Below are 21,269 nucleotides of genomic sequence, written 5' to 3'. Positions count from 1 at the left end.
CTGGCGTTATTCCCACTTCCAGTTTTTTACTTCGGGCATATCTTCCAGGTGTTCTCTTATATAAACAGCATGTTTTTCCAGTTGCGCCGTAAAATAATTTACGGCAGGCTCGGATTGATCCTGTACGCGCGCTACGCGGCGGATGGCTTCCAGCGCCAGCTGATAGCGGCTCATGTTGTTCAGCACCACCATATCAAAGGGCGTGGTGGTACTGCCTTCTTCCATGAAGCCGCGCACATGAAAACGCTCAGGTTCCGGCCGCCCGTGCACCAGGTCATGTATAATGCGCACATAACCGTGAAAGGCAAAGATCACCGGCGCATTGTCTGTAAAGAGTTGCGAAAAAAGCGCATCTTCCAGTCCGTGGGGATGATAGGCTTTAGGTGATAATGACATCAGATCCACTACATTCACTACCCTTACTTTCAGTTGGGGCAGGTGTTGGCGTAAGAGCCAGGCGGCGGCCAGTGTTTCCTGCGTGGGCACATCTCCCGCGCAGGCCAGTATTACGTCGGGCGTATGACCTTCATCGTTAGAGGCCCATTGCCATACGGAGGCGCCCTGCGCACAATGCGCCGCTGCTGCTTCCATATTGAGCCATTGCAGTTCGGGCTGTTTACCGGCTACTACCAGGTTCACATAATTGCGGCTGCGCAGGCAATGATCCATTACCGATAAGAGGCAATTGGCATCCGGCGGCAGGTAGATCCTGATCACCGTGCTTTTTTTATTCACCACGGTATCAATGAAACCGGGGCCCTGGTGGCTGTAGCCATTATGATCCTGGCGCCAGCTGTGCGAGGTAAGCAGGTAGTTGAGTGATGCGAGCTCCGTTCTCCAGGGTAATTCCCGGCAGCTTTTCAACCACTTGGCGTGCTGGTTGAACATGGAGTCAATGATGGTGATAAAGGCTTCATAACAGGGAAAAATGCCGTGCCTGCCGGTGAGCAGGTAACCTTCCAGCCATCCCTGGCAAAGGTGTTCGCTGAGCACTTCCATCACGCGGCCGTTGGGCGAGAGATCTTCGTCCGTACTCAATACCGGTTCCATGAAACAGCGGCTGGTGGCTTCAAATACGGCCTGCAGGCGGTTGGAGTGTGTTTCATCAGGACAGAACAAGCGAAAGTTCTGCGCCGCTTCGTTCAGCTTAAATACATCGCGCAGCCATTTTCCCAGCCGGGTGGTGCTCTCTGCCACGGTTACACCGGGTGTTGTTACTGCTACGGCATATTCCCTGTAATCAGGCAGCTGCAGTTCCTGCAACTGCAAACCGCCATTGGTATGCGGGTTGGCGCTCATCCGCTGTTGCCCCTGTGGGGCAAGCGCTTTGAGCGCGGGTATTAATTTCCCGTCCTGGTCAAACAATTCGGCGGGGTGGTAGCTTTGCAGCCACTGTTCCAGTAATGCCAGCGCTTCGGGCTTTTCCTTTACATGCATGATGGGCACCTGGTGTGCGCGGAAACTGTCTTCCAGGGGCTTGCCCTCCCATTCTTTTGGGCAGGTCCAGCCTTTGGGCGTGCGTAGTATAATCACGGGCCATGGCAGCCAGCTATGGGATTTACCTGTTTGTGTTCTGCTAACTGCCTGTATGTCCCTGATGATAGTATGGGCCCTGTCCAGTGCATGTGCCATGAGCGAATGCACGGCCATGGGTTCATTACCTGATACAAAGATGGGTTTGTACCCATATCCCCGGAAAAGATCTGCCAGCGCTTCATCACTCATACGCGCCATTACCGTAGGGCCGGAGATCTTGTATCCGTTCAGGTGCAGGATGGGCAGCACCGCGCCATCTCTTGCGGGATTGAGGAACCTGATGGATTTCCAGCTGCCGGATAAGGGGCCTGTTTCTGCTTCTCCATCGCCCACCACACAGGCGGCCACCAGGTCAGGATTATCGAATACGGCGCCAAAGGCATGTGCCAATGCATAGCCCAGCTCACCGCCTTCGTGAATGGAGCCGGGCGTTTGCGGACTAACGTGACTGGGTATACCACCGGGGGAGGAGAAGCGGCGGAACAATGTACGCATACCTGCTTCATCCGGTGTAATATCAGGATAGATCTCTGACATAGTGCCTTCCAGGAAACTGTTGGCCAGTATTGCAGGCGCCCCGTGGCCGGGCCCGCAGATGAACAGGAGATTGGCATTCCTTTCTTTTATGAGGCGGTTTAAATGCACGTAGATAAGGTTCAGTCCCGGACAGGTGCCCCAGTGCCCCAGCAGCCGCGGCTTGATGTGCTCCGGCTGCAGGGGTGCTTTCAGCAGGGCATTGTCCTGCAGGTAAAGCTGTGCTGCGGCCAGGTAATTGGCGGCGCGCCAGTATTTATCTGTTAATTGCAGTTGCTCGTCAGTTAGTGTAGCCATGATCGTTGGTATTAATGCTGCTGCAGCCACTGCCGGGTATGTTGCGCAATCATCCGTTCTTCACTGGCAGGTATTACGCGTATGGCAACGGCGCTGCCCGGGGCAGATATCAGTGCTGCAGCCTGCTCATTCTGTGTACTATCAATATGCATACCCAGAAATTCAAGCCCTTCGCAGATACGCTGCCGGATCTCCGCCGCATGTTCTCCGATACCGCCGGTAAAGATGAAAGTGTCCAGTCCGCCCATGGCGGCGGCCAGCGCCCCGGCATGTTTCCGGGCCTGGTAGCAGAAAAGATCGATGGCTTCTGCAGCGTGCGGATGCTCCGGCGCGCTGGCCAGGAGGTCTTCTACGTCAGACATTTTACCGGATAATGCTTTTAGTCCCGACTGTTTATTCAGCAGCTCATTCAGTTCATCTGCGCTGAGCTGTTGTTCTTTGAGCAGGTAGAGTATAACGCCGGGGTCCAGGTCTCCGGGGCGGGTACCCATTACCAGTCCGCCTGCGGGTGTTAAGCCCATGGTGGTATCTATACTGCGGCCATCCTGTACGGCGGTCATACTGGCGCCGTTGCCCAGGTGGGCGATGATGATCCTGCCGCGGGCCGTTTCAGGCGCTGTTTGCTGCAGCGTTTGCATAATATACTCGCAGGAGAGGCCATGGAATCCGTAGCGTAGCAGGCCCTGTTCCCAGAACCTTCTCGGCAGGGCATAGTGGCGTGCTACAAAGGGCATGTGCTGATGAAAGGCCGTATCAAAACAAACGATCTGTGTAGCTTTCGGGAATACCTGTGAAAAGGCGCGGATGGCGGTTATTTCCGAAGGTAAATGCCCGGGGGCAAGTGGTACCAGTTTGCTGAGAGCAGCCAGCAGCTGATCGCTGACCTGCTCCGGTTCCATGTGCTGCAGGCCGCCCTGCACCATTCTATGGCCGATGGCCCTGACCTCGTAGTGCGCAAAGCGTTCATTGAACAGGGCAATGAGCTGATCTACAGCCGCCTCCATATCTTTTACCGGCGCTTTGCCTATATCACGGATCTGGCCGCTGTGTAAGGGCGCGGCATCGCCCGTCAGGCTGAAGAGCCCATACTTCAGGCTGGAAGACCCACAGTTGACAGTTAGTATAACAGGTGTAATTGTACTCATGACAACTGGGGAAGGCCAAAAAATATGCCGCATTGTGTAAAGCAGGCGACATACCGGGGTGCATCAGGGCAATGCGAATGCTACGTAGCTGTCGCCGGATCTGCTGCCTATCTTTCCGCCGCCGCAGGCGATCACTACGTACTGTTTGCCGTTCAGCATATAAGTGGCCGGGGTGGCATAACCGGCGGCGGGGAGGGCGGCTTCCCACAATACTTTTCCGCTGGTTTTGTCAAAGGCCCTGATCTTTTCGTCTTTAGTAGCCGCAATAAATACCAGTCCGCCTTTTGTTACCAGGGGGCCGCCGTAGTTCTCCGTGCCTGTAGGCGGAAACCCTTTCTTACGCAGTTCGGCATACTCGCCCAGGGGTACTTTCCATAAAAGTTTACCGCTGTTGAGGTCAACGGCGTTGAGCGTGCCCCAGGGCGGTTTGATACCCGGATAGCCGTCGTTGTCCAGGAAACGGTTGTAGCCTGTCATGGTATAAGGCACCTCATCCAGGATGCTTTTCTTTTCATCCGTCTTACCGGCGGTAATGGCTTTGGCTACGGCGCCGGAAGCAGGCTCTTTGTCTTCCAGGTGCAGCAGGAAGGCCAGGAGGGCCTGTTTTTCACTGGGTTCCAGCTGTGTAAAGGCTGGCATCATGTTTTTGCCATGTTCAATGATATCCTGCACCTGGTCCTGGGTATATTTCTTATCCAGGTCAAGCAGCGAAGGGTAGGAGGGGCCATTGCCTTTCAGGGTGGCGCCATGGCAGGAGATGCAGTATTTGCCGTATACGGTTTTTCCTACGCCTTTGATGGAGCGGTCATGCGTTTGTGTGGCGGGTACGTCTATCATAGTTAATGACCAGGGTAGCTCGCTGCTGTTTACGTAAAGAATGCCCGTTTCGGGATCTACGGCTGCGCCGCCCCATTCGCCGCCGCCGTCAAAGCCCGGGAAGATCCACACACCAGCTTTGCTGGGTGGGGTGAATGGCGCATTATACTTTACCTGGCGGAACTTTTCCATCAGGGCCTGCTGCTTCTCCGGTGTGAGGCCCCATACCTGGGTGGAGTCAAAATGCTGCCTGGCAAAAGGCTCGGGAAGGTCTGGGATGGGTTGTGTGGGCCAAGGCGCTTCTCCCGGCAGATCTGACGGAGGAACGGGCACTTCCCTGATGGGAAATACCGGCTGGCCGCTGGTACGGTCAAATACAAAGATGTACCCGTGTTTGGTGATCTGCGCCACGGCGTCTATCTTCTTCCCGTTTCTCCTGATGGTCACCAGGTTGGGATTGGCCGCCAGGTCGCGGTCCCACAGGTCGTGATGCACCACCTGGTAATGCCACCGGTATTTACCCGTGGCAGCATCCAGCGCTATGAGCGAATTACCGAACAGGTTCTGCCCTTTGCGTATACCGCCATAGAAATCGCCGCCGATAGAACCGGTAGGCACATAGAGGATGCCTTTTTGTTCATCCAGCGACATGCCCGCCCAGCTATTGGCGCCGCCAAATTTTTGCCAGGCGTCTTTATCTTCCCAGGAATCATAGCCTTTTTCTCCCGGTTGCGGTATGGTATGGAAGATCCAGGCGCGTTTACCTGTACGGACGTCGAAAGCGCGTATATGCCCCGGCGCCGCGTCGGCAGATTCTGCCACCCGCATACCCATGATCACCAGGTCTTTGTAGATGATGCCCGGCGTAGTAGCGGCGATGAACTTGTTATAGGTAGCGGTATCCCTGTCCAGGCCAACATCCAGCGAAATATACCCGCCGTTACCAAAGCTTTTCACTACCTGCCCGTTAGCGGCATTAACGGCGTATAATTTAGCCCCTGCGCTGTAGAGGATCCTTTTATCGGTGCCCTCTTCGTTCTGCCAGTACATGAGGCCGCGGCTTACTTTAAAGAAGGCAAAGGGGTCTTGTGACACGGTATCCGGTTCCAGGGTAGCGGGGTCGAAGGTCCATTTGGGCTGTCCGCTGGCGGCGTCCAGGGCAAACAATTTTACCCGGGGCGTAAGGCCGTACAGCACGCCATCCACCATAATGGGGTTACACTGGTTCTGGGAGTGATTGCCCGTGTCTTTATCCTGCGAGCTGTAGGTCCAGGCTACCTGTAAGCCGCTCACATTGCCGGTGTTCAGCTGGTTGTTGGAAGAGTAGCGGCTGCCGTCCTTAGATCCTGCATAGGCGCTCCATCCGCTGTAGTCAGGATTGCTTTCCTGGTTCCGGCAGGCTGTTATGCAAAGCAGCAGGCAGCCGGCGGCTATAAGTAGTTTCATACGTGGCCATGCTTTAAGAAGATAAATATAATAGATACTGATAGTATTTTAACAAAATGGTCCGGCACAAGGATATTTGAAGGAGCAGCCTAAGAGAAGACCTGGTGAAGCGAAGGAGAAAAGGGGGAAAATAATATTAAGCCGGAAAATCCCGACTTTTGTAAAGCGAGGAAACAAACGATGAGACTATTTTTCAAAGACCCGGGCACCGGCGGAGAACTATTACTGGTAGAAAAAGAGCCTGCATTTGACCGGCAATACTTTACCCGGGACCAGCATAACCAATACCTCACCATTGCCTGGAACAGGGGACCGGAACAGGAAGCGGTGATCGATGAAGTGCGCTACCGCTTCCCGGCCAACAGTATGCTACCCCTGCTGATCAACCAGTCTTTCCGCTTTGAAAACCCGGAAGACATTACGGCCTGGCAGTTTAACCGGGATTTCTACTGCATTATAGACCATGACAAGGAAGTAAGCTGCGTAGGCTTCATCTTCTCTTCCGGGGCCATGTTCATTGCGCTGGACGAGCAGAACCAGCATAAAATGGCCGTGCTGCTGGAGATCTTCAAAGATGAGCTGGAAGATGCAGACGAGATACAGGCCACTATGCTGAGGGCCTTACTGGTAAGGCTGATCATCAAGATCACCCGGCTGGGGAAGAGGCAGCATGTAGATCAGACCAAGCTGACTAACGGTAAGCTGGATATTATCCGGCATTTTAACCTGCTGGTGGAAGATCACTATAAAAAGCAGCACCAGGTGCAGTATTATGCCAACCAGCTGAATAAATCGCCCAAAACGCTGTCTAACCTGTTTGCCATGTACAATGAGCGTACCCCCCTGCAGGTGATCCATGACCGGCTGATCCTGGAGGCCAAGCGCCTGTTCCATTATACCGACAAATCTGCCAAGGAAATAGCGCAGGAGCTGGGGTTTGAGGACAGCGCCCACTTCAGCCGCTTCTTTAAGAACCAGACCGATATGAGCCCCTCTGATTTCAAGAAAATACTGCAAACCCCGGCTTAGGGAAAAAACGCCAACTCTTCGGGAAAAGCGTCTATTCTTACAGGACTGAAATCGTTGCAATTTTACATCGTCAATAACGACAACGAAAAATAAAAAACGATATAAAATGAAAACGATCACAGTTCCAACCAGAGACACCGTATCCCCCGCTAACCAACAGATATTTGACAACCTTGCCAAGAAACTGGGCAGTGTGCCCAACCTTTTTGCCACCATGGCCCTTTCTGAAAACGCCCTTGCTACTTACCTGGCCTTTTCCGGTGCAAAGAGTTCGCTGAAAGCAAAAGAGAAAGAAGTGATCAACCTGGCTGTAAGCCAGGCCAATGGTTGCGAATACTGTACTGCTGCTCACACGGCTATTGCCAAAATGAACGGTTTTACGGATGATCAGATCCTGGAGATCCGCAGCGGCAGTGCTTCATTTGACAGTAAATACGACGTGCTGGCCAAACTGGCCATCAGCTTCGTGGAAACCAAAGGTAAACCTGACGGGGAATTGCTGGACGCCTTTTATGCTGCCGGCTATACCAACGAAAACCTGGTAGACGCTATCACGGTGATTGCCGATAAGACGTTTACCAATTACCTCTTTGGCGCCACCAGGATACCAGTAGATTTTCCTGCCGTTCCCTCTCTTGAAACTGTTAAAGCATAATATATATACCGGGAGAGGCGCTAATGCTTACACGGTGTCTCTCCCATCTTCACATCCGGCCGATAATTTGTACAATTAAATCCCTCACATATACATTGACAGGCCGGTCATCCATCATCATCTTTACACCCTGGAAAAAGACTAAGCATCACTCTTTAAAATTCATTAACCATGAGTACTACAGCCACATTAAAACCCAGCACCGTTGTAAACTGGGCAGAAGACCCCCGCCTTGACTCCGGCACCAAAGCATTCCTCAAAGTGTTGAATTCCGGCGGCGCACCTGTAGAAAGTTTGTCCAAAGAAGATGCCCGCAACGTACTGGTAGGCGCGCAGGCGTCTGTTGAGGTAGATCTCTCCGGCATTGAAGAATCAGAAAAGACCATTACTGCAGACGGTTATACCATTAAGCTGAATATTGTACGCCCGCAGGGCGCCACAGGTACACTGCCTGCATTCATGTTTATACATGGCGGCGGCTGGATACTGGGCGATTATCCCACACATAAACGGATGGTAAGAGACCTGGTAGTGTTGTCCGGCGCAGCAGGCGTGTTCGTGAATTATACACCATCGCCCGAAGCGCGGTATCCGCAGGCGATCAATGAAATATATGCCGCTACCAAATGGGTGGCAGACAACGGCAGTGAGATCAATGTAGATGGAAAGCGGCTGGCGGTAGTGGGTAACAGCGTAGGCGGTAACATGACGGCGGTAACGGCGCTGATGGCCAAACAAAAAGACGGCCCTGATATTAAGCTGCAGATAATGATGTGGCCGGTGACAGATTATAACCCGGAACGTGAATCGTGGAAGCAGTTTGGAGAAGACCGTTTCCTGACCGCCTCCCTGATGGAATGGATGTTTGACCAGTATACGACAGATGCGGCCCAGCGTAAAGAGATCTTCCATTCTCCGCTGCAGGCTACTACCGGGCAGTTAAAGGGTTTGCCTCCCGCACTGATCCAGGTGGCAGAAAATGATATACTGCGTGATGAAGGTGAGGCATATGGCCGCAAGCTGGATGAGGCAGGGGTGAAAGTGACCACCATCCGATACAATGGTATGATCCATGATTTTGGCCTGCTGAATGCACTGGCTGAACTGCCTGCTACGCGTTCACTGTTTGTACATGCAGCAGCCGAACTGAAGAAATACCTGTTCTGAAAATAGTTTGACATACACACCGATGTTCCCGGTTCAATACCATCCAGGTATGCTGCCGGGAACATCGTGGTGTCAGAACAGGTACAAAGAAAGCACATCTATCAGGTCGTCTTGTGTAAGACCCCCTTCTTCCTGCACTTCTTCCTCCTCCACTTCATAATTTTCCAGCGTCCATACGCCCGGTTCATCTGCACCGCACCATACTATCTTTTCCGGTTTTGTTGTTTGCCTGATCGTAATCATATTCTTCTTCTTTTCGCTGATACAAAATAACAACGGGCTGGTGACAGCATTATGTCAGCAGGTCAAAAGAAAATTTTAACTCGCCCTTTTCTCATGTAACAGCATATTCACCGCATGATCCAATGAGCCTGCCCGGATCACTTCACCGGCGTTCACAAAAAATATCTCGTCTGCATTCTCAATGGTGTTGAGCCTGTGGGCGATGATCACCCTGGTAGTATCTTCGGGCAGTTGCTGTAAAATCTTTTCCAGCAGCTGTTCTGTAATGGTATCAATATTAGCGGTGGCTTCATCCAGGATCAGCAGCTGGGGGCGCCGCAGCACGGCCCTGATAAAGGCGATGAGCTGTTTTTGTCCCAGGCTGACGGAGTCGCCGCTGGTCTGCACTTTTGTATCCAGTCCCTGTTCAAAGCGGACCAGCAGGCTTTCCAGCTTTGCTTCGCGGATCACTTCCAGCAGCTGTTCATTGCTATAATCTGCGTACTGAGGGTTACCATAGAGGATGTTATCCTTTACGGTGCCGGTGAAGAGGAAAGGTTCCTGCAGGATAAATCCAATTTTACTGCTGCGTGCTGCCGCATCGTAAGAGCGGATGTCGCGGCCTTCCAGCAGCACTTCCCCTTCGGTAGGATCGTATAGCCGGGCGATCAGCGATGCGGTGGTGGTTTTGCCGCCACCGGTAGGCCCTACCAGCGCATAGGTTTTGCCGCGTTCCAGGCGGAAGTTTACATTATGCAATACCGGTTTACTGTCAGGGTACCGGAACTGCACCTGTTTAAACTCGATCACGGCAGCGGCAGCATCGCCATTGTCTTTTGCGGGGATCAGCGGCAGGTCTGACTGCAGGCTGAGTATCTGCGAGATCCTGTCCCATCCTGCCAAAGCCACCTGGAAGTTGGCCCATAGTACGGAGAGCTGGCGTATAGGTGTGTAGAAGCTGTTTACATAAGCCAGGTAACTGATCAGCACACCGATGGTCAGATGGCCGCCTGCTATCAGGTAAATGCCGTAGGTAAGCACGATCAGCTGCGCCAGTTGTGAGCAGAAGCCGAATACGGGCATAAAGGTGCTGTTGGCAAGGCCTGCAGCAGTGGCGGTAGCGTAGTTCCGGCGGTTCACTTCATCGAAACGTTTCCTGAAGTAGTCGCGGCGGTTAAAGGCGAGGATCACTTTAAAGTTGTTCAGGCTTTCCTGAATCTCTGCGCTCATATTGCCGGTGCTCTGCATATAGGCGGTGTTCTTACGCCGTACCCAGGGAGAGATAAGCCGGGTAAAGACGAACAGCAGCAGTGCCGGGCCCAGGGCCGCTGCACCCAGTTGGGGGTGCAGGGTCAGTAAAAAGATACCTGCGCCTGTCATCAGGAAGATGTTGCTCACAAACTGCATGAGGTATTGTGAAAAGAACTGGTTCACTCTTTCCGTATCGTTATTGATGCGGGAGATCAGGTCGCCCGCCTTGTTCTGGTTAAAGAAAGCCACGGGCAGTTCTGTGAGCTTGCTGAACACAGCATTGCGGAGATTGAACAGCATACGCTGCCCGATGTTGCCCATCAGTCTTGCCTGCAGGTAATTGGCGCCAAAGGCAGTGAAATAGATCAGCAGCAGCGCACCGCAGGCGAGCAGCACTTTGTTGTATTGATGATCCTGTATAAAGTGGTCTATGGTATAGGCCGTGATCACCGGACCAGTAAGGTTCAATCCTGAACTGATCATGATGGTGATGAACGCCATTATGAGTGTTTTCTGTTCTGCCGCGAGGAACTGGAACAGTTTCCTGAGCGCAGCGAGCGTGCTGGTTTTCTGCGCCGGGTTGGCGGTATTATTCAGGTTGTAATTCATAGTGACTGGTGCTGCGTTGTGATTGATAGATCTGTACATATTCCGGGCATGTTTGCATCAGCTCCCGGTGGGTGCCGGATGCCAGGATCTCACCTTCCATGAGCAGGATGATCTGGTCATAGTGCTCAATGGAAGCGATCTTCTGTGTAACAGATACCAATGTCAGCGCAGGGTAGTTGCGCAACAGGTTATCCAGTATCTGTTGTTCTGTATGATTATCTACGCGGGCGGTGAAATCATCCAGCAGTAATACTTTCGGTTCAATGGCCAGGGCGCGGGCGAGCATGATGCGCTGTTTTTGTCCGCCGGAGAGGCTGTTGCCCCGTTCAGACACCACAGTGTCCAGTTGCTGGGGCAGGGAGGCCACAAAATCAGCCAGTGCAGCGGTGTTGATGGCGCGCTCCATTGCTGCCGGTGTTACCTCGTCATTAAAGGCGATATTTTCCCGCAGGCTCATGTTAAAGATGATGCTGTCCTGGAACACGATGCCCACCTGGCTATGCAGGGTATGCCGTTTATAACCGGCAATATCGTGGTTGTCATAAAGAATGCTGCCGCTGTCGGGTTTTCCCAGGTGGGAGAGGAGGTTCAGCAGCTGTGTTTTACCGGCGGCGGTGGGGCCGATGATGGCTGTTCTGGATCCTGCCTTAACGGAGAAGGATATATTTTTCAGCACCGGCTTTCCGTCGAGCTGCAGGCTTACATTCCGCACCTCGATATCACCGTGTAAGGCGCCTGTTATGCTGCCTTCTTCTGCGGGATCGGGCAGGGATAAAACTTTTTCTACCCTGGCGTAAGCAGCGCTGGATTGAGCGATCACGTTACTCATGACGCCAATCAGGATAACGGGGAAGATCAGTATGGTGAGGTAGGCGTTAAAAGCGGCGAGGTCGCCCAGGGTCATGCTGCCGTTGATCACATAATGGCCGCCCAGCGCCAGGATGGTGACTACGGCCATATTGGCGATCAGCATGATCGTGGGCAGCAGCACGGCATAGAGGCGTATCATGGTCAGGCCGATGTCCCTGGCCTCGGTATTGGCGGTGACGAATTTTTCATATTCCATTTGTTGTGCGTGCAGCACGCGGATAAGGGCAGCGCCCAGGATACTTTCTGTGATCACTTTGTTAAGCCAGTCTATCACTTCGCGGATCTTCCCGAACCATACCTTCAACTTACCCAGCACCAGGAAAAAGGTGCCGCCAATCAGGGGGATGATGGCCATTACCGTTAAGGCCAGCTGCCTGTTGACGGTGAACAGCAGTACGCTGGCGCCTATGATCAGGATCATGGATGCGGCGATGGAGGAGATGGCCTGCGCTACAAAAAGTTTGATGGTATCTACATCGCCTGTGAGGTTGGTGAGCAGCCGGGAGGGGTTGGTCTCCTGTATGCCTGCAAAGCTTTGCTGCGAGATCTTGTCTGCCAGGCGGGTGCGCAGATCTTTGGCCACCCGTTCAGACGCAAACGCCTGTACGATGTTCTGCAGGTAGGTGAAGATAAAGATAAGCAGCGCGGCGCCGGAAAACCAGGCGATCACCGGCTGGAACTGCAGTTCCCCTCTGCCGTATGCATCAATGCTGTTGGCGATGATCTTGGGCAATACCAGGTTTAAGCCGTTGCTGATGAGGGCCAGCAGTATAAGCAACAGTATCTGCCTGCGGTAAGGTTTTATCAGCGACGACAGTTTAGGAGGCTTATTGCCGGGTGCATGGTTCGATTTGTTGGCCTTTTCCATAGTGTTTAGTCAGGATGATGAGGGTATTGCTACAGTAGACGAATGTAACGGGTCAATATTTTGAAAAGGTAGAAAATAATTCTTTAATAAGAAAGCCGGGCTAAGGTATCATAGCAGGAAGAGCGATAAGATGTAGACGGTGGCCAGTGTGACCAGCCCCATCCAAAGGGTGGCCAGGGAGTACACTTTGAGCATGGTACGCATTTCAAGCCCGGAGAACTTGCTGATCACCCAGAAATAGGCGTCGTTGGCGTGGGAGATGGTCATGGATCCACCGCCCAGGGCCAGGATGCATAGCAGTCTGCCCATACTGCTGTCTAAGCCGAGGGCGGGCAATAGCGGCTGGATAATAGAAGCTGCGGTGATAATTGCCACGGTAGAGGAGCCCTGTGCGGTTTTGAGCAGGGCGGTAAGCAGGAAGGGGAATACGATACCGAAGCTGCCCAGGGGGAGGGCCGCGCTTACATGCTGCCCTATTTTGGTAGCTGCCAGTACGGCACCGAAGGCGCCGCCTGCGCCGATGATCACCAGTATGCCGCCCGCTTTTTCTGCCGATTCTGTTAAGAGGGTGCTGGTGGTTTTCCGGTTCCATTGCCGGCCGCCTGCGAAGGCCAGGAGTACGCCGATGGACAGTGCCACGATGGGGTCTCCGAGGATATGAAAAATACGTATACCGCTGGCGGTGGCGGTTTCAATATTGGTAAAAGCGCCGATGGCGATCAGTATAATAGGTACTATCACCGGCATGAAGGCCATCCATACGGGAGGGGTAGGGCCTGCTGCCAGGGTTTGAGTGGGCTCAGCGGCCGTTATGGGTATTTTTTTGCCCGCATAGTGGGCCCACCAGCTGCCTGTGATGGCGGCGGGTATGGCTACCAGGATACCTGCCAGGATCAGCTGGCCGAAATCAGCGCCAATGACGCCTGCGGCGGCTGTTGCACCCGGGTGCGGGGGAATGAGGCAGTGTACGGAATACAGGCCGGTGGCCAGGGATACGGACATGACCACTACGGAAATACCGGTACGCCTGGCGAGGGACTGGTTCAGTCCGCTGAGTACAATGTACCCGGAGTCGCAGAAAATGGGGAGTCCGACGATAAAGCCGGTGATGCTCATGGCGATGGCGGCATAGCGTTCGCCCACCAGTTTCAGGATGGAGGCGGCCATAACGCGGGTGCTGCCCGTGTGCTCCAGTAAAACGCCCAGTGTGGTGCCCAGCACGATAATAAAGCCCAGGGAGCGCATGATATGACCAAAGCCTTCCTTGATGGCGGTAATGATATCCGCAACGGACAGCTGGGCGCAGAGGCCCGTTATAAAGCAGGCCAGGAAAAGCGCAAAGAAAGCGTGTACGCGGAATTTGGCTGTCAGGAGGATGATGGCTGCAATACCTGCCAGCAGGGCAATCATCACCTGGAGAAGATCGATGGTCATTAGCAAGGTTTTCTATATTGCCTGCCAGTCCTGGTATATTTTTTCCGCAAACTTATCATACTCCACGAAGGTGTTTGGTTTGGTATGAAAAGCGTGTGCGCCGGATGACATGCATTTATTGATAATGGTGCTGGTAAAAGAGGTAGAAATGATAATTACGGGAATATGTAGCAGTTTCGGGTCTTTCTTGATATCATGGAGCAGGTCCAGCCCGTTTTTACCGGGCATATTTAGATCGCTGACGATGAGATCGGGGAGGGGGAGTTGTTCGCCCGTGATCACCTTATAAGCCTCATCGCCACTGCTGGCTACAGCGATGATATTGAAGAGATTGGTGGATTGGAATCCTTCCTTCATGAAGAGCTGTTCATCTTCATCATTCTCCACCAGCATGATATTTAATTTCTTCATAAATGCAAAAATAACTATTTAACCGGCAGGTTTTTATCAATAGTAAAGTAAAAAACAGAGCCTTTTCCGGGGCTTGATTCCACCCATATTTTCCCGCCATGGTTCTCCACTATTTTCTTGGATACGGAGAGCCCGATGCCGGTGCCCGGGTACTTATTGCCGGTGTGCAGGCGTTTGAACACTTCAAATACTTTAGGTATATGTTCTGCGGAGATGCCGATGCCGTTATCCCTGATGGCGAATTTATAGCATCCTGCATCGTCCTGGCAGCGGATCGTCACTTCGGGTTGCTTTTCACCCCTGAACTTGAGGGCATTCCCTACCAGGTTTTGGAGCACCTGCACCAGCCGCAATTTATTACCTTTTACAAAAGGAACATCCAGGGTCACCTTAATGTTCGCGCCTGTTTCTTCTATGCTTTGCTTGAGGTTGAGGAAGGTTTCGTTGATGATTTCTTTGGTGGATACCAGTGAAAAGGTCTGCTTTTCCATTGCCAGGATAGCATAGTTCAGGAGGCTGACGATCAGTTCCCGCATCCGGAGGCTGGAGTGGATGGCCCGCTCAATGTAATGCAGTGTATCCGGGGTGACGGTGTTGGCGCCCTGCATTTGCTGCTGGATGAGTACGAGGTAGCTGTAAGTGGTGCGCAGCGGTTCCTGCAGGTCGTGGGATACGATGGAGTTGAACTGCTCCAGTTCTTCATTGGCGGCGGCCAGCTCCTGTACGGTTTTATTGAGCTGGGCGGCCAGCAGCCTGTACCGTTCTTCGCTTTCGGCGAGGGCCTGTTCTGCCTGCTTTTTCTCGGTGAGGTCACGGGTAACCTTTGAGTACCCGATCAGTTGCTGCTGGTCGTTATAAATGGCGGTAATGACCACGTTGGCCCAGAAGCGGGAGCCGTCTTTCCTGACCCTCCATCCTTCGTCTTCATATTTTCCTACTTCCCCGATGACGCGGAGCTCCATCTCTGGTTTGCCGTTGTCTTTATCTTCCTGGGGATAAAAAATGGAGAAGTGTTTGCCGATGATTTCCTGTGCTGTATAACCTTTAATTCTTTTAGCGCCCTCGTTCCAGCTGATCACATGACCGGTTTCGTCGAGCATGAAAATTGCGTAGTCTTTTACCTGTTCTACCAGGAGCCTGTAGCGCTCATAATTATTAATACTCTGGATATCCCGTAGATTTTCCTGCTTCATAAAGGTTAAGAAATCAATTATTCTACCACAGTCTGCATTTATGGAAATTTAAAATAATTATTGGGTTTTTTGAAAAAAACTTCTACATTTGCGGTCCCGAATTGCGAATTGCCCGATAGTATAACGGTAGTACGACAGACTCTGACTCTGTTTGTCTTGGTTCGAATCCAGGTCGGGCAACAGGAAATAAAGAAAGCAAAACCCACTCGTGAGAGCGGGTTTTGTTGTTTCAGGGAGTGTATGAAATGAATCTCTTGTCAGATTATTTTCCCCAGCTGTTTTAGTACGATCAGCAGTATGATGATGGCGATAGACAAACCGGCCAGGAAATAAGCGGCTTTTTTCTCCCAGGCGCCTTTTATAAATATGGGTTCATTTCCCCTGTCAATAAAATACGCCAGGCGGTTAATGTGGTCTGGCTGTTCATCGAAGTAAATGGTGATCTCATCACCTTTCTTAAGCTGGTCTATCTGTTCAAATGCGGGTTTAAAATCACCCGCATCCTTTCCCACAAAGATCTCAAAAACGGATGGCGAATTGTTTAGTGCGAGGTAACGGTATTTGTCTTTATCCCTGTTGGGAAAGTTTTGATACGAACGTTCGAAGTAAACAAGTTCTCCGCTTAATTTATGAAAGGCCGTTTTTTCTTTATCCGCTCTCAGGTAAAGGAAGCCGGCCAGCAGGATAACGCCAATCATGGAGAGAAGGCTTTTGATAAAAATAACATGAGGTGTTTTGGACATAGGGTTTTAAGTATATGTTCCAAATATAATGTTTTTTGGATACCGGTTTCGATGTATAGATAAGAAAGGTATGATCAGCATGAAAGATCAAAATTGATCCAAAATGACAACGAAATTTATTCCCAAATGATAACGCTTATTTGAAAAGTTTTCCTGAGATTTGTTCAAGTGATACGAATTGAAGGAAGCATAAATGCCAACTCAAATGAAAGATCCGGTTTTACCATACTATCCATATCGACATGTTTGTCCAACTTAACCCGTATTACAAATGAATCTCTGACTGACTATGGTACATCAATACCCTCAACAATAAGCATCGGGCTACGGCCGGATGCCCGGGAAGTAATTGCCGGTTTCAACGCTGTTCAGACAGTTGTTGAGTATCGGTACCTCAAAATAACCTGACTTAAATGTTTAACCATGGCAGATGTAAAAATATCTGTTCCCCTCCTGTTGCCTGTAGAGGAAAGGTCTCCTTTAATTTCCCTGGTAAGAGGAAATATTACGCCTGAGATGTATAATTCCATTGAGCAACTGCGGGAGTTTGAAGGAAGTAAGGAGGAGGCGCCGCAATTTCTAAGCGATATAATCAGGGAGCTGGTTACCCGCGCTTTGACTGATCCAACTGCAAGAGATGTAACATGAATCACTGTCTTTTACTGCTAACGTAGGCCTGTTCCAGTATCCTGTGGAGGATGATGGGGTAGCCGGGATACCTGGTGTTCATTTGTTCAGGTACCTGGATGCTGCTTGTTGATGCAGCAGGCCTTTGAATGCTTACAACCATGTAGCGATCGTTACAACAGTCACAAGTTTTACTTAACAATTTACCTTCTTTAACAGGAGGGTGAGCAGCGTATGTCTTAAAGCATAGCATATGGAAAAGAAAGCGATCATCATAGGCGCCGGTCCTGCCGGCCTTACAGCAGCATATGAATTGTTGAAGCGGACAGATATAAAACCTGTTATCCTGGAGAAGTCTGGTGATATAGGCGGTATTTCAAAAACAGTTAATTATAAAGGCAATCGCATTGATATAGGCGGTCATCGTTTCTTCTCCAAATCAGACCGTGTGATGAACTGGTGGCTGAATATTATGCCTATACAGGCGGAAGGGCAGTCCAGTTTCAATATCAGTTATCAGCATAAATCCCGTGAAATAAATACAACATCCATTGGAGCATCAGACCACGCAGGGAAGGATCCTGATAAAGTCATGCTCGTGCGTAGACGTTTATCAAGGATCTATTTCCTGCGAAAATTCTTTACATATCCTATCCAACTATCCCTGGATACCCTCACCAAGCTTGGGCTATGGACCACTATTGCTATTATGTTTTCTTACCTGAAGGCCCAGCTGTTGCCCCGTAAGCCGGAGAAGAACCTGGAAGATTTTATGATCAACCGCTTTGGACAGGTATTGTACAAGCTGTTCTTCAAGGATTATACAGAAAAGGTGTGGGGTATTCCGTGTGATAAGATCTCTGCAGAATGGGGCGCCCAGCGTATTAAAGGCGTATCCATCAGCAAGGCGATACAGCATGCCATACAATCTGCTACTAAAAAGAAGCAGCAGGCATCCGGCAATGATATTGCCCAAAAAGATACTGAGACGAGTTTAATAGAACAATTTTTGTATCCGAAATTCGGACCTGGCCAACTATGGGAGGAAGTAGCGCGGCAGGTGGAAAGCATGGGAGGGAAGATACTGATGCACCATGATGTGAAAAGGATCTATACTTCTGACAATGCCAATCAAGTGACCGCTGTAGCTGCTGTTAACAACATAACCGGTGAAACCAGTTACCTCGAAGGCGATTATTTCTTTTCAACGATGCCAGTACAGGAGCTGATTGGAGGCCTGGACGGCCCCATACCAGAAGAAGTGCGGGAAGTGGCGGCGGGCCTCCAATACCGGGATTTTATTACGGTGGGGATATTGCTGAAGAAACTGTCTTTCCAGGATAAAAAGACAGGGGAGTGGAAGCCACTGGAGCTGAAGGATACATGGATATACATCCAGGAGAAGGATGTTAAAGTAGGAAGGTTACAACTTTTTAATAACTGGAGTCCGTATATGGTGAAAGATCCGGATACGGCCTGGGTAGGGATGGAGTTTTTCTGCAATCAAACAGACGATTTCTGGAACAGATCTGATGAGTATATAAAAGATCTGGCGATCAAGGAACTGGAGAAGATTGGATTAGCCAGCCAGGCGAATGTACTGGATGCAACGGTGCTGAGGATGGAGAAGACGTACCCGGCTTATTTTGGGACGTATGAACGATTTGATGTGGTTCGTGATTTTGTGGACAAATTTGAGAACTTATTTTTGGTGGGAAGGAATGGGATGCATAAGTATAATAATAGTGATCATAGTATGCTGACGGCGATGGTGGCGGTGGATAATATTGTGGAAGGGGTGGTGGAGAAGGAGAGGATTTGGGAGATCAATACGGAGCAGGAGTATCATGAGGAGAGGGAAATAAAGAGGAAGTCACTTTCTGATGTGAGTAGCAAGAATAAGAATGATCTTATAGATCTGTCAGTTTTAAGTTTTAAGGACTACATATCTAGTAATCCGGTGCATAGATGGCTTGTTACAATAGGATTAGTGGGTATTATACTCCAGTTGGTGGTATTTAAATATCTTTATCCGTATGCCAGTTTCATAAATGGAGACTCCTACGTATATATGGAAACTGCCTATCTGAATCTAAGTATAAATACATATCCTGTTGGTTATTCAAATTTCCTTAGGCTTTTTAGTGTCTTCACTAAATCAGATACAGTGTTGGTCATTTTTCAGTATCTGCTTCTACAATCAAGTATCTTGGGGCTTTTGTTTACAACTTTTTATATTTATAGGCCAGGGCATCTTACAAAGATTTTATTGTTTGGTATTTTGTTGTTCAATCCTGTGTTTCTATTTCTAGCAAACTACGTTTCAAGTGATTCATTATTTCTTTCTCTAAGCCTAATTTGGTTTACCCAATTAATTTGGATTGCTAACAGACCTAGTATGAGTTTGATAGTTATAAATGCAGTTATTCTGTTTCTCGCATTTATGGTAAGATATAACGCACTATACTATCCATTAGTGACAATCGTTGTATTCATCTCATCACGACAATATTTCTTCAGGAAAGTACTTGGCCTCGGAATAAGTGTGCTTTTAATAGGATGCTTTATTCTGTTTACAAGTAGTAAGTACGAAGAGCTTACAGGGGAACGTCAATTTACTCCTTTTTCGGGATGGCAAATGGCTAACAATGCAATGTATGCATATAGATATATAGATAGTGCAGATTTAAAAGTAGTCCCTCATCGTTTTAGGAAATTAGACGCTATGGTGAGGACGTATTTCGATACTAGTAGGGATGTTAAAAAGTATCCTCATGAAGCATGGCAAGCAAGTACTGTTTACATGTGGTCTCCTTTTTCGCCGCTCCAAATGTATATGGAGCAACAATTCAAAAAAGATTCATCAGCTACAAAGTTGAAGAAATGGGCGACAGTTGGTCCTTTATATTCCGATTACGGTAAGTACCTTATTAAGCAATATCCTTTGGCGTTTGCACGATATTATTTATGGCCGAACATGATGAAATACTATACGCCGCCTGTTGAATTTCTGGAATATTATAATATGGGAACAGATAGCGTTGCGCCGATAGCTGCGCAGTGGTTCGGCTATAAAGATATAAAGGTAAAAACCCGTATTGGTACATTTAATGTTGGTATTCTTTCATTGTATCCAGTTTTTTCTGGTGTCATAAATATTTTACTTATATGTAGTGTTGTTGGATTCTTTATGCTAAATGGAAATTCGAAATATCCCATTTTGTCAAAGGGCATTAAGTTAATATTGATATTCTGGATCATCAACTTTTCGTTTAGTGTTTTCGCGTCTCCAATAGCGCTTAGATTTCAGCTATTTCCGGTTATTGTTACATTTTTGTATGCGGCAATGGCAATAAGTTACCTCATTGAAATGGCCTTTAGGAATGATGTTGAGCCTACTATTAAACCGATAGCTCAAAGCCTTCAAATGGCTAGGTGAGAATTATTTTGTTAACAAATTGATACATATGGATACTGTTAAGTTATTTGTGGCTATATTTTTTGCAATTGTCGGATGTACTTCAGATCAAAGTGGAATTGCCGATAATGGGAAGGAACATTATCCCGTGTTTGAAGTTTTATTGCAAGATAGCACTACAGTTAGTACAATTAATGTTCCAAAAAGTGAACCCGTTGTTTTTTTTTGCTTTGGTACATATTGCCAATATTCTCGTGTTCAAATGAATGATATAGTATCTAATATCGATTCACTTAACGGGATCCAGATATTTGCAGTAACGATTTCTCCAATAGCCGAGTTGAAGGATTTTTGTAGGAATTTTAATCTCGACAGGTACCCAAATATTAAGACAGGAATAGACCGAATTGGATATTTTCCACAACATCATAAAATTGATGTGGTCCCTTATATAGCCGTGTATAATGCTAATAAAATTTTGACTGGAACACATAAAGGATATATATCAAGTAGTCAAATTCGAAATATGGCATATGCAGGGGAGGATAATAAGTAAGAGCAAACAGAATTTCAAAATGTTAGTATGTAACGTGGAGAGGCTGACTTACAAAGAGCAAGCAATATTTAGCTTAAAAATTTTCTTTTTTAACAAAGAAGCAACAAGGATTATGAAAAGAGCTCGTATGGTTTTAGCCGCTATCGTAGTTTTTACTGTAGTTGGCGGTGCAGTAGCCTTTAAGAAAACTATCAAATGAAACAAATAAAGGGTATCCAAGTGTTGTTTGAAATGACCATATTGAGAATAAGGGGAGATGTAAGCAATCATAACATCATACATGTATGCATACAACGTGGAGGAAGCCGAAAACCACTTAGAAAAGAGTAGGCAATGTTTAACTTCAAATTTTAGCTTTTTTAACTAAAAAAGCAACAAGAATTATGAAAAGGTAAGCTCCCGGTAGACAGCATCTTCAAGATTCGGCTATTTGGATTTATGT

The 21,269-nt window shown here is 49.2% G+C and carries 18 protein-coding genes and 1 tRNA gene; 8 read left to right on the top strand and 11 right to left on the bottom strand.

The genetic code is table 11. The features are described from left to right. Positions 1–6: 6 nt before the first annotated feature. From Q0577_RS14235 to Q0577_RS14225, 3 genes are all read right to left on the bottom strand, one after another. Complete coding sequence (locus Q0577_RS14235; RefSeq protein WP_298737382.1) at positions 7–2,367, bottom strand: phosphoketolase; 2,361 nt, start codon at positions 2,365–2,367, stop codon at positions 7–9. Positions 2,368–2,378: 11 nt separating this feature from the next. Beyond that, entirely contained in the window at positions 2,379–3,512 is a 1,134-nt protein-coding gene (locus tag Q0577_RS14230) for an acetate/propionate family kinase (protein ID WP_298737380.1), read from the bottom strand. A gap of 63 nt (positions 3,513–3,575) precedes the next feature. Next, positions 3,576–5,774: a PQQ-binding-like beta-propeller repeat protein gene (locus tag Q0577_RS14225; protein WP_298737378.1), complete on the bottom strand. Its 2,199-nt coding sequence runs from the start codon at positions 5,772–5,774 to the stop codon at positions 3,576–3,578. 180 nt (positions 5,775–5,954) lie between these two features. Between Q0577_RS14225 and Q0577_RS14220 the strand changes: the two genes are divergently transcribed. The 3 genes from Q0577_RS14220 to Q0577_RS14210 all read left to right on the top strand — a co-directional run bounded on the left by Q0577_RS14220 (position 5,955) and on the right by Q0577_RS14210 (position 8,625). Beyond that, positions 5,955–6,803 carry a helix-turn-helix transcriptional regulator gene (locus Q0577_RS14220; RefSeq protein WP_298737376.1) on the top strand — a complete coding sequence of 283 codons (849 nt, stop codon included), beginning with the start codon at positions 5,955–5,957 and terminating at the stop codon, positions 6,801–6,803. 106 nt (positions 6,804–6,909) lie between these two features. After that, positions 6,910–7,458, top strand: a complete 549-nt coding sequence (locus tag Q0577_RS14215; protein ID WP_298737375.1) for a carboxymuconolactone decarboxylase family protein — start codon at positions 6,910–6,912, stop codon at positions 7,456–7,458. Between the two features lie 171 nt (positions 7,459–7,629). After that, complete coding sequence (locus tag Q0577_RS14210; protein ID WP_298737374.1) at positions 7,630–8,625, top strand: alpha/beta hydrolase; 996 nt, start codon at positions 7,630–7,632, stop codon at positions 8,623–8,625. A gap of 72 nt (positions 8,626–8,697) precedes the next feature. Here Q0577_RS14210 and Q0577_RS14205 read toward each other — a convergent pair whose 3' ends face one another. The 6 genes from Q0577_RS14205 to Q0577_RS14180 form a co-directional block, all read right to left on the bottom strand. Continuing rightward, positions 8,698–8,868, bottom strand: a complete 171-nt coding sequence (locus tag Q0577_RS14205) for a hypothetical protein (protein WP_298737372.1) — start codon at positions 8,866–8,868, stop codon at positions 8,698–8,700. A gap of 75 nt (positions 8,869–8,943) precedes the next feature. Further along, complete coding sequence (locus tag Q0577_RS14200; protein WP_298737371.1) at positions 8,944–10,746, bottom strand: ABC transporter ATP-binding protein; 1,803 nt, start codon at positions 10,744–10,746, stop codon at positions 8,944–8,946. Continuing rightward, positions 10,688–12,445, bottom strand: coding sequence for an ABC transporter ATP-binding protein (locus Q0577_RS14195; protein ID WP_298737370.1), 1,758 nt, complete (start codon positions 12,443–12,445; stop codon positions 10,688–10,690). The genes Q0577_RS14200 and Q0577_RS14195 overlap by 59 nt, the downstream gene beginning before the upstream one ends. Before the next feature lie 108 nt (positions 12,446–12,553). Beyond that, complete coding sequence (locus Q0577_RS14190; RefSeq protein ID WP_298737369.1) at positions 12,554–13,879, bottom strand: GntP family permease; 1,326 nt, start codon at positions 13,877–13,879, stop codon at positions 12,554–12,556. Positions 13,880–13,891: 12 nt separating this feature from the next. Then, positions 13,892–14,290: a response regulator gene (locus tag Q0577_RS14185; protein WP_298737366.1), complete on the bottom strand. Its 399-nt coding sequence runs from the start codon at positions 14,288–14,290 to the stop codon at positions 13,892–13,894. A 14-nt stretch (positions 14,291–14,304) separates the two neighbouring features. After that, positions 14,305–15,483 carry a PAS domain-containing sensor histidine kinase gene (locus tag Q0577_RS14180; RefSeq protein WP_298737364.1) on the bottom strand — a complete coding sequence of 393 codons (1,179 nt, stop codon included), beginning with the start codon at positions 15,481–15,483 and terminating at the stop codon, positions 14,305–14,307. 109 nt (positions 15,484–15,592) lie between these two features. On the opposite strand from Q0577_RS14180, the gene Q0577_RS14175 reads away from it, so the two are divergent. Beyond that, positions 15,593–15,663: transfer RNA gene (locus Q0577_RS14175), tRNA-Gln, on the top strand. A gap of 77 nt (positions 15,664–15,740) precedes the next feature. Here Q0577_RS14175 and Q0577_RS14170 read toward each other — a convergent pair. After that, positions 15,741–16,226, bottom strand: coding sequence for a hypothetical protein (locus Q0577_RS14170; RefSeq protein ID WP_298737362.1), 486 nt, complete (start codon positions 16,224–16,226; stop codon positions 15,741–15,743). A gap of 423 nt (positions 16,227–16,649) precedes the next feature. Between Q0577_RS14170 and Q0577_RS14165 the strand changes: the two genes are divergently transcribed. Then, positions 16,650–16,874, top strand: coding sequence for a hypothetical protein (locus tag Q0577_RS14165; RefSeq protein ID WP_298737360.1), 225 nt, complete (start codon positions 16,650–16,652; stop codon positions 16,872–16,874). Between the two features lies 1 nt (position 16,875). On the opposite strand, the gene Q0577_RS14160 is transcribed toward Q0577_RS14165, so the two are convergent. Then, positions 16,876–17,016, bottom strand: coding sequence for a hypothetical protein (locus Q0577_RS14160; protein ID WP_298737358.1), 141 nt, complete (start codon positions 17,014–17,016; stop codon positions 16,876–16,878). Positions 17,017–17,106: 90 nt separating this feature from the next. On the opposite strand from Q0577_RS14160, the gene Q0577_RS14155 reads away from it, so the two are divergent. The 3 genes from Q0577_RS14155 to Q0577_RS14145 are packed head-to-tail and all read left to right on the top strand — an operon-like array spanning position 17,107 to position 21,026. Further along, on the top strand, positions 17,107–20,292 hold the full coding sequence (locus tag Q0577_RS14155) for an NAD(P)/FAD-dependent oxidoreductase (protein WP_298737357.1): 3,186 nt from the start codon (positions 17,107–17,109) through the stop codon (positions 20,290–20,292). A 28-nt stretch (positions 20,293–20,320) separates the two neighbouring features. Beyond that, positions 20,321–20,827 carry a hypothetical protein gene (locus tag Q0577_RS14150; protein WP_298737356.1) on the top strand — a complete coding sequence of 169 codons (507 nt, stop codon included), beginning with the start codon at positions 20,321–20,323 and terminating at the stop codon, positions 20,825–20,827. Between the two features lie 19 nt (positions 20,828–20,846). Further along, entirely contained in the window at positions 20,847–21,026 is a 180-nt protein-coding gene (locus tag Q0577_RS14145; RefSeq protein WP_298737354.1) for a hypothetical protein, read from the top strand. The last annotated feature ends 243 nt before the right edge of the window (positions 21,027–21,269 follow it).

Source organism: uncultured Chitinophaga sp. (assembly GCF_937898475.1).
Taxonomy (GTDB): Bacteria; Bacteroidota; Bacteroidia; order Chitinophagales; family Chitinophagaceae; genus Chitinophaga.
This window is presented reverse-complemented; position numbering and strand designations above follow the sequence as displayed.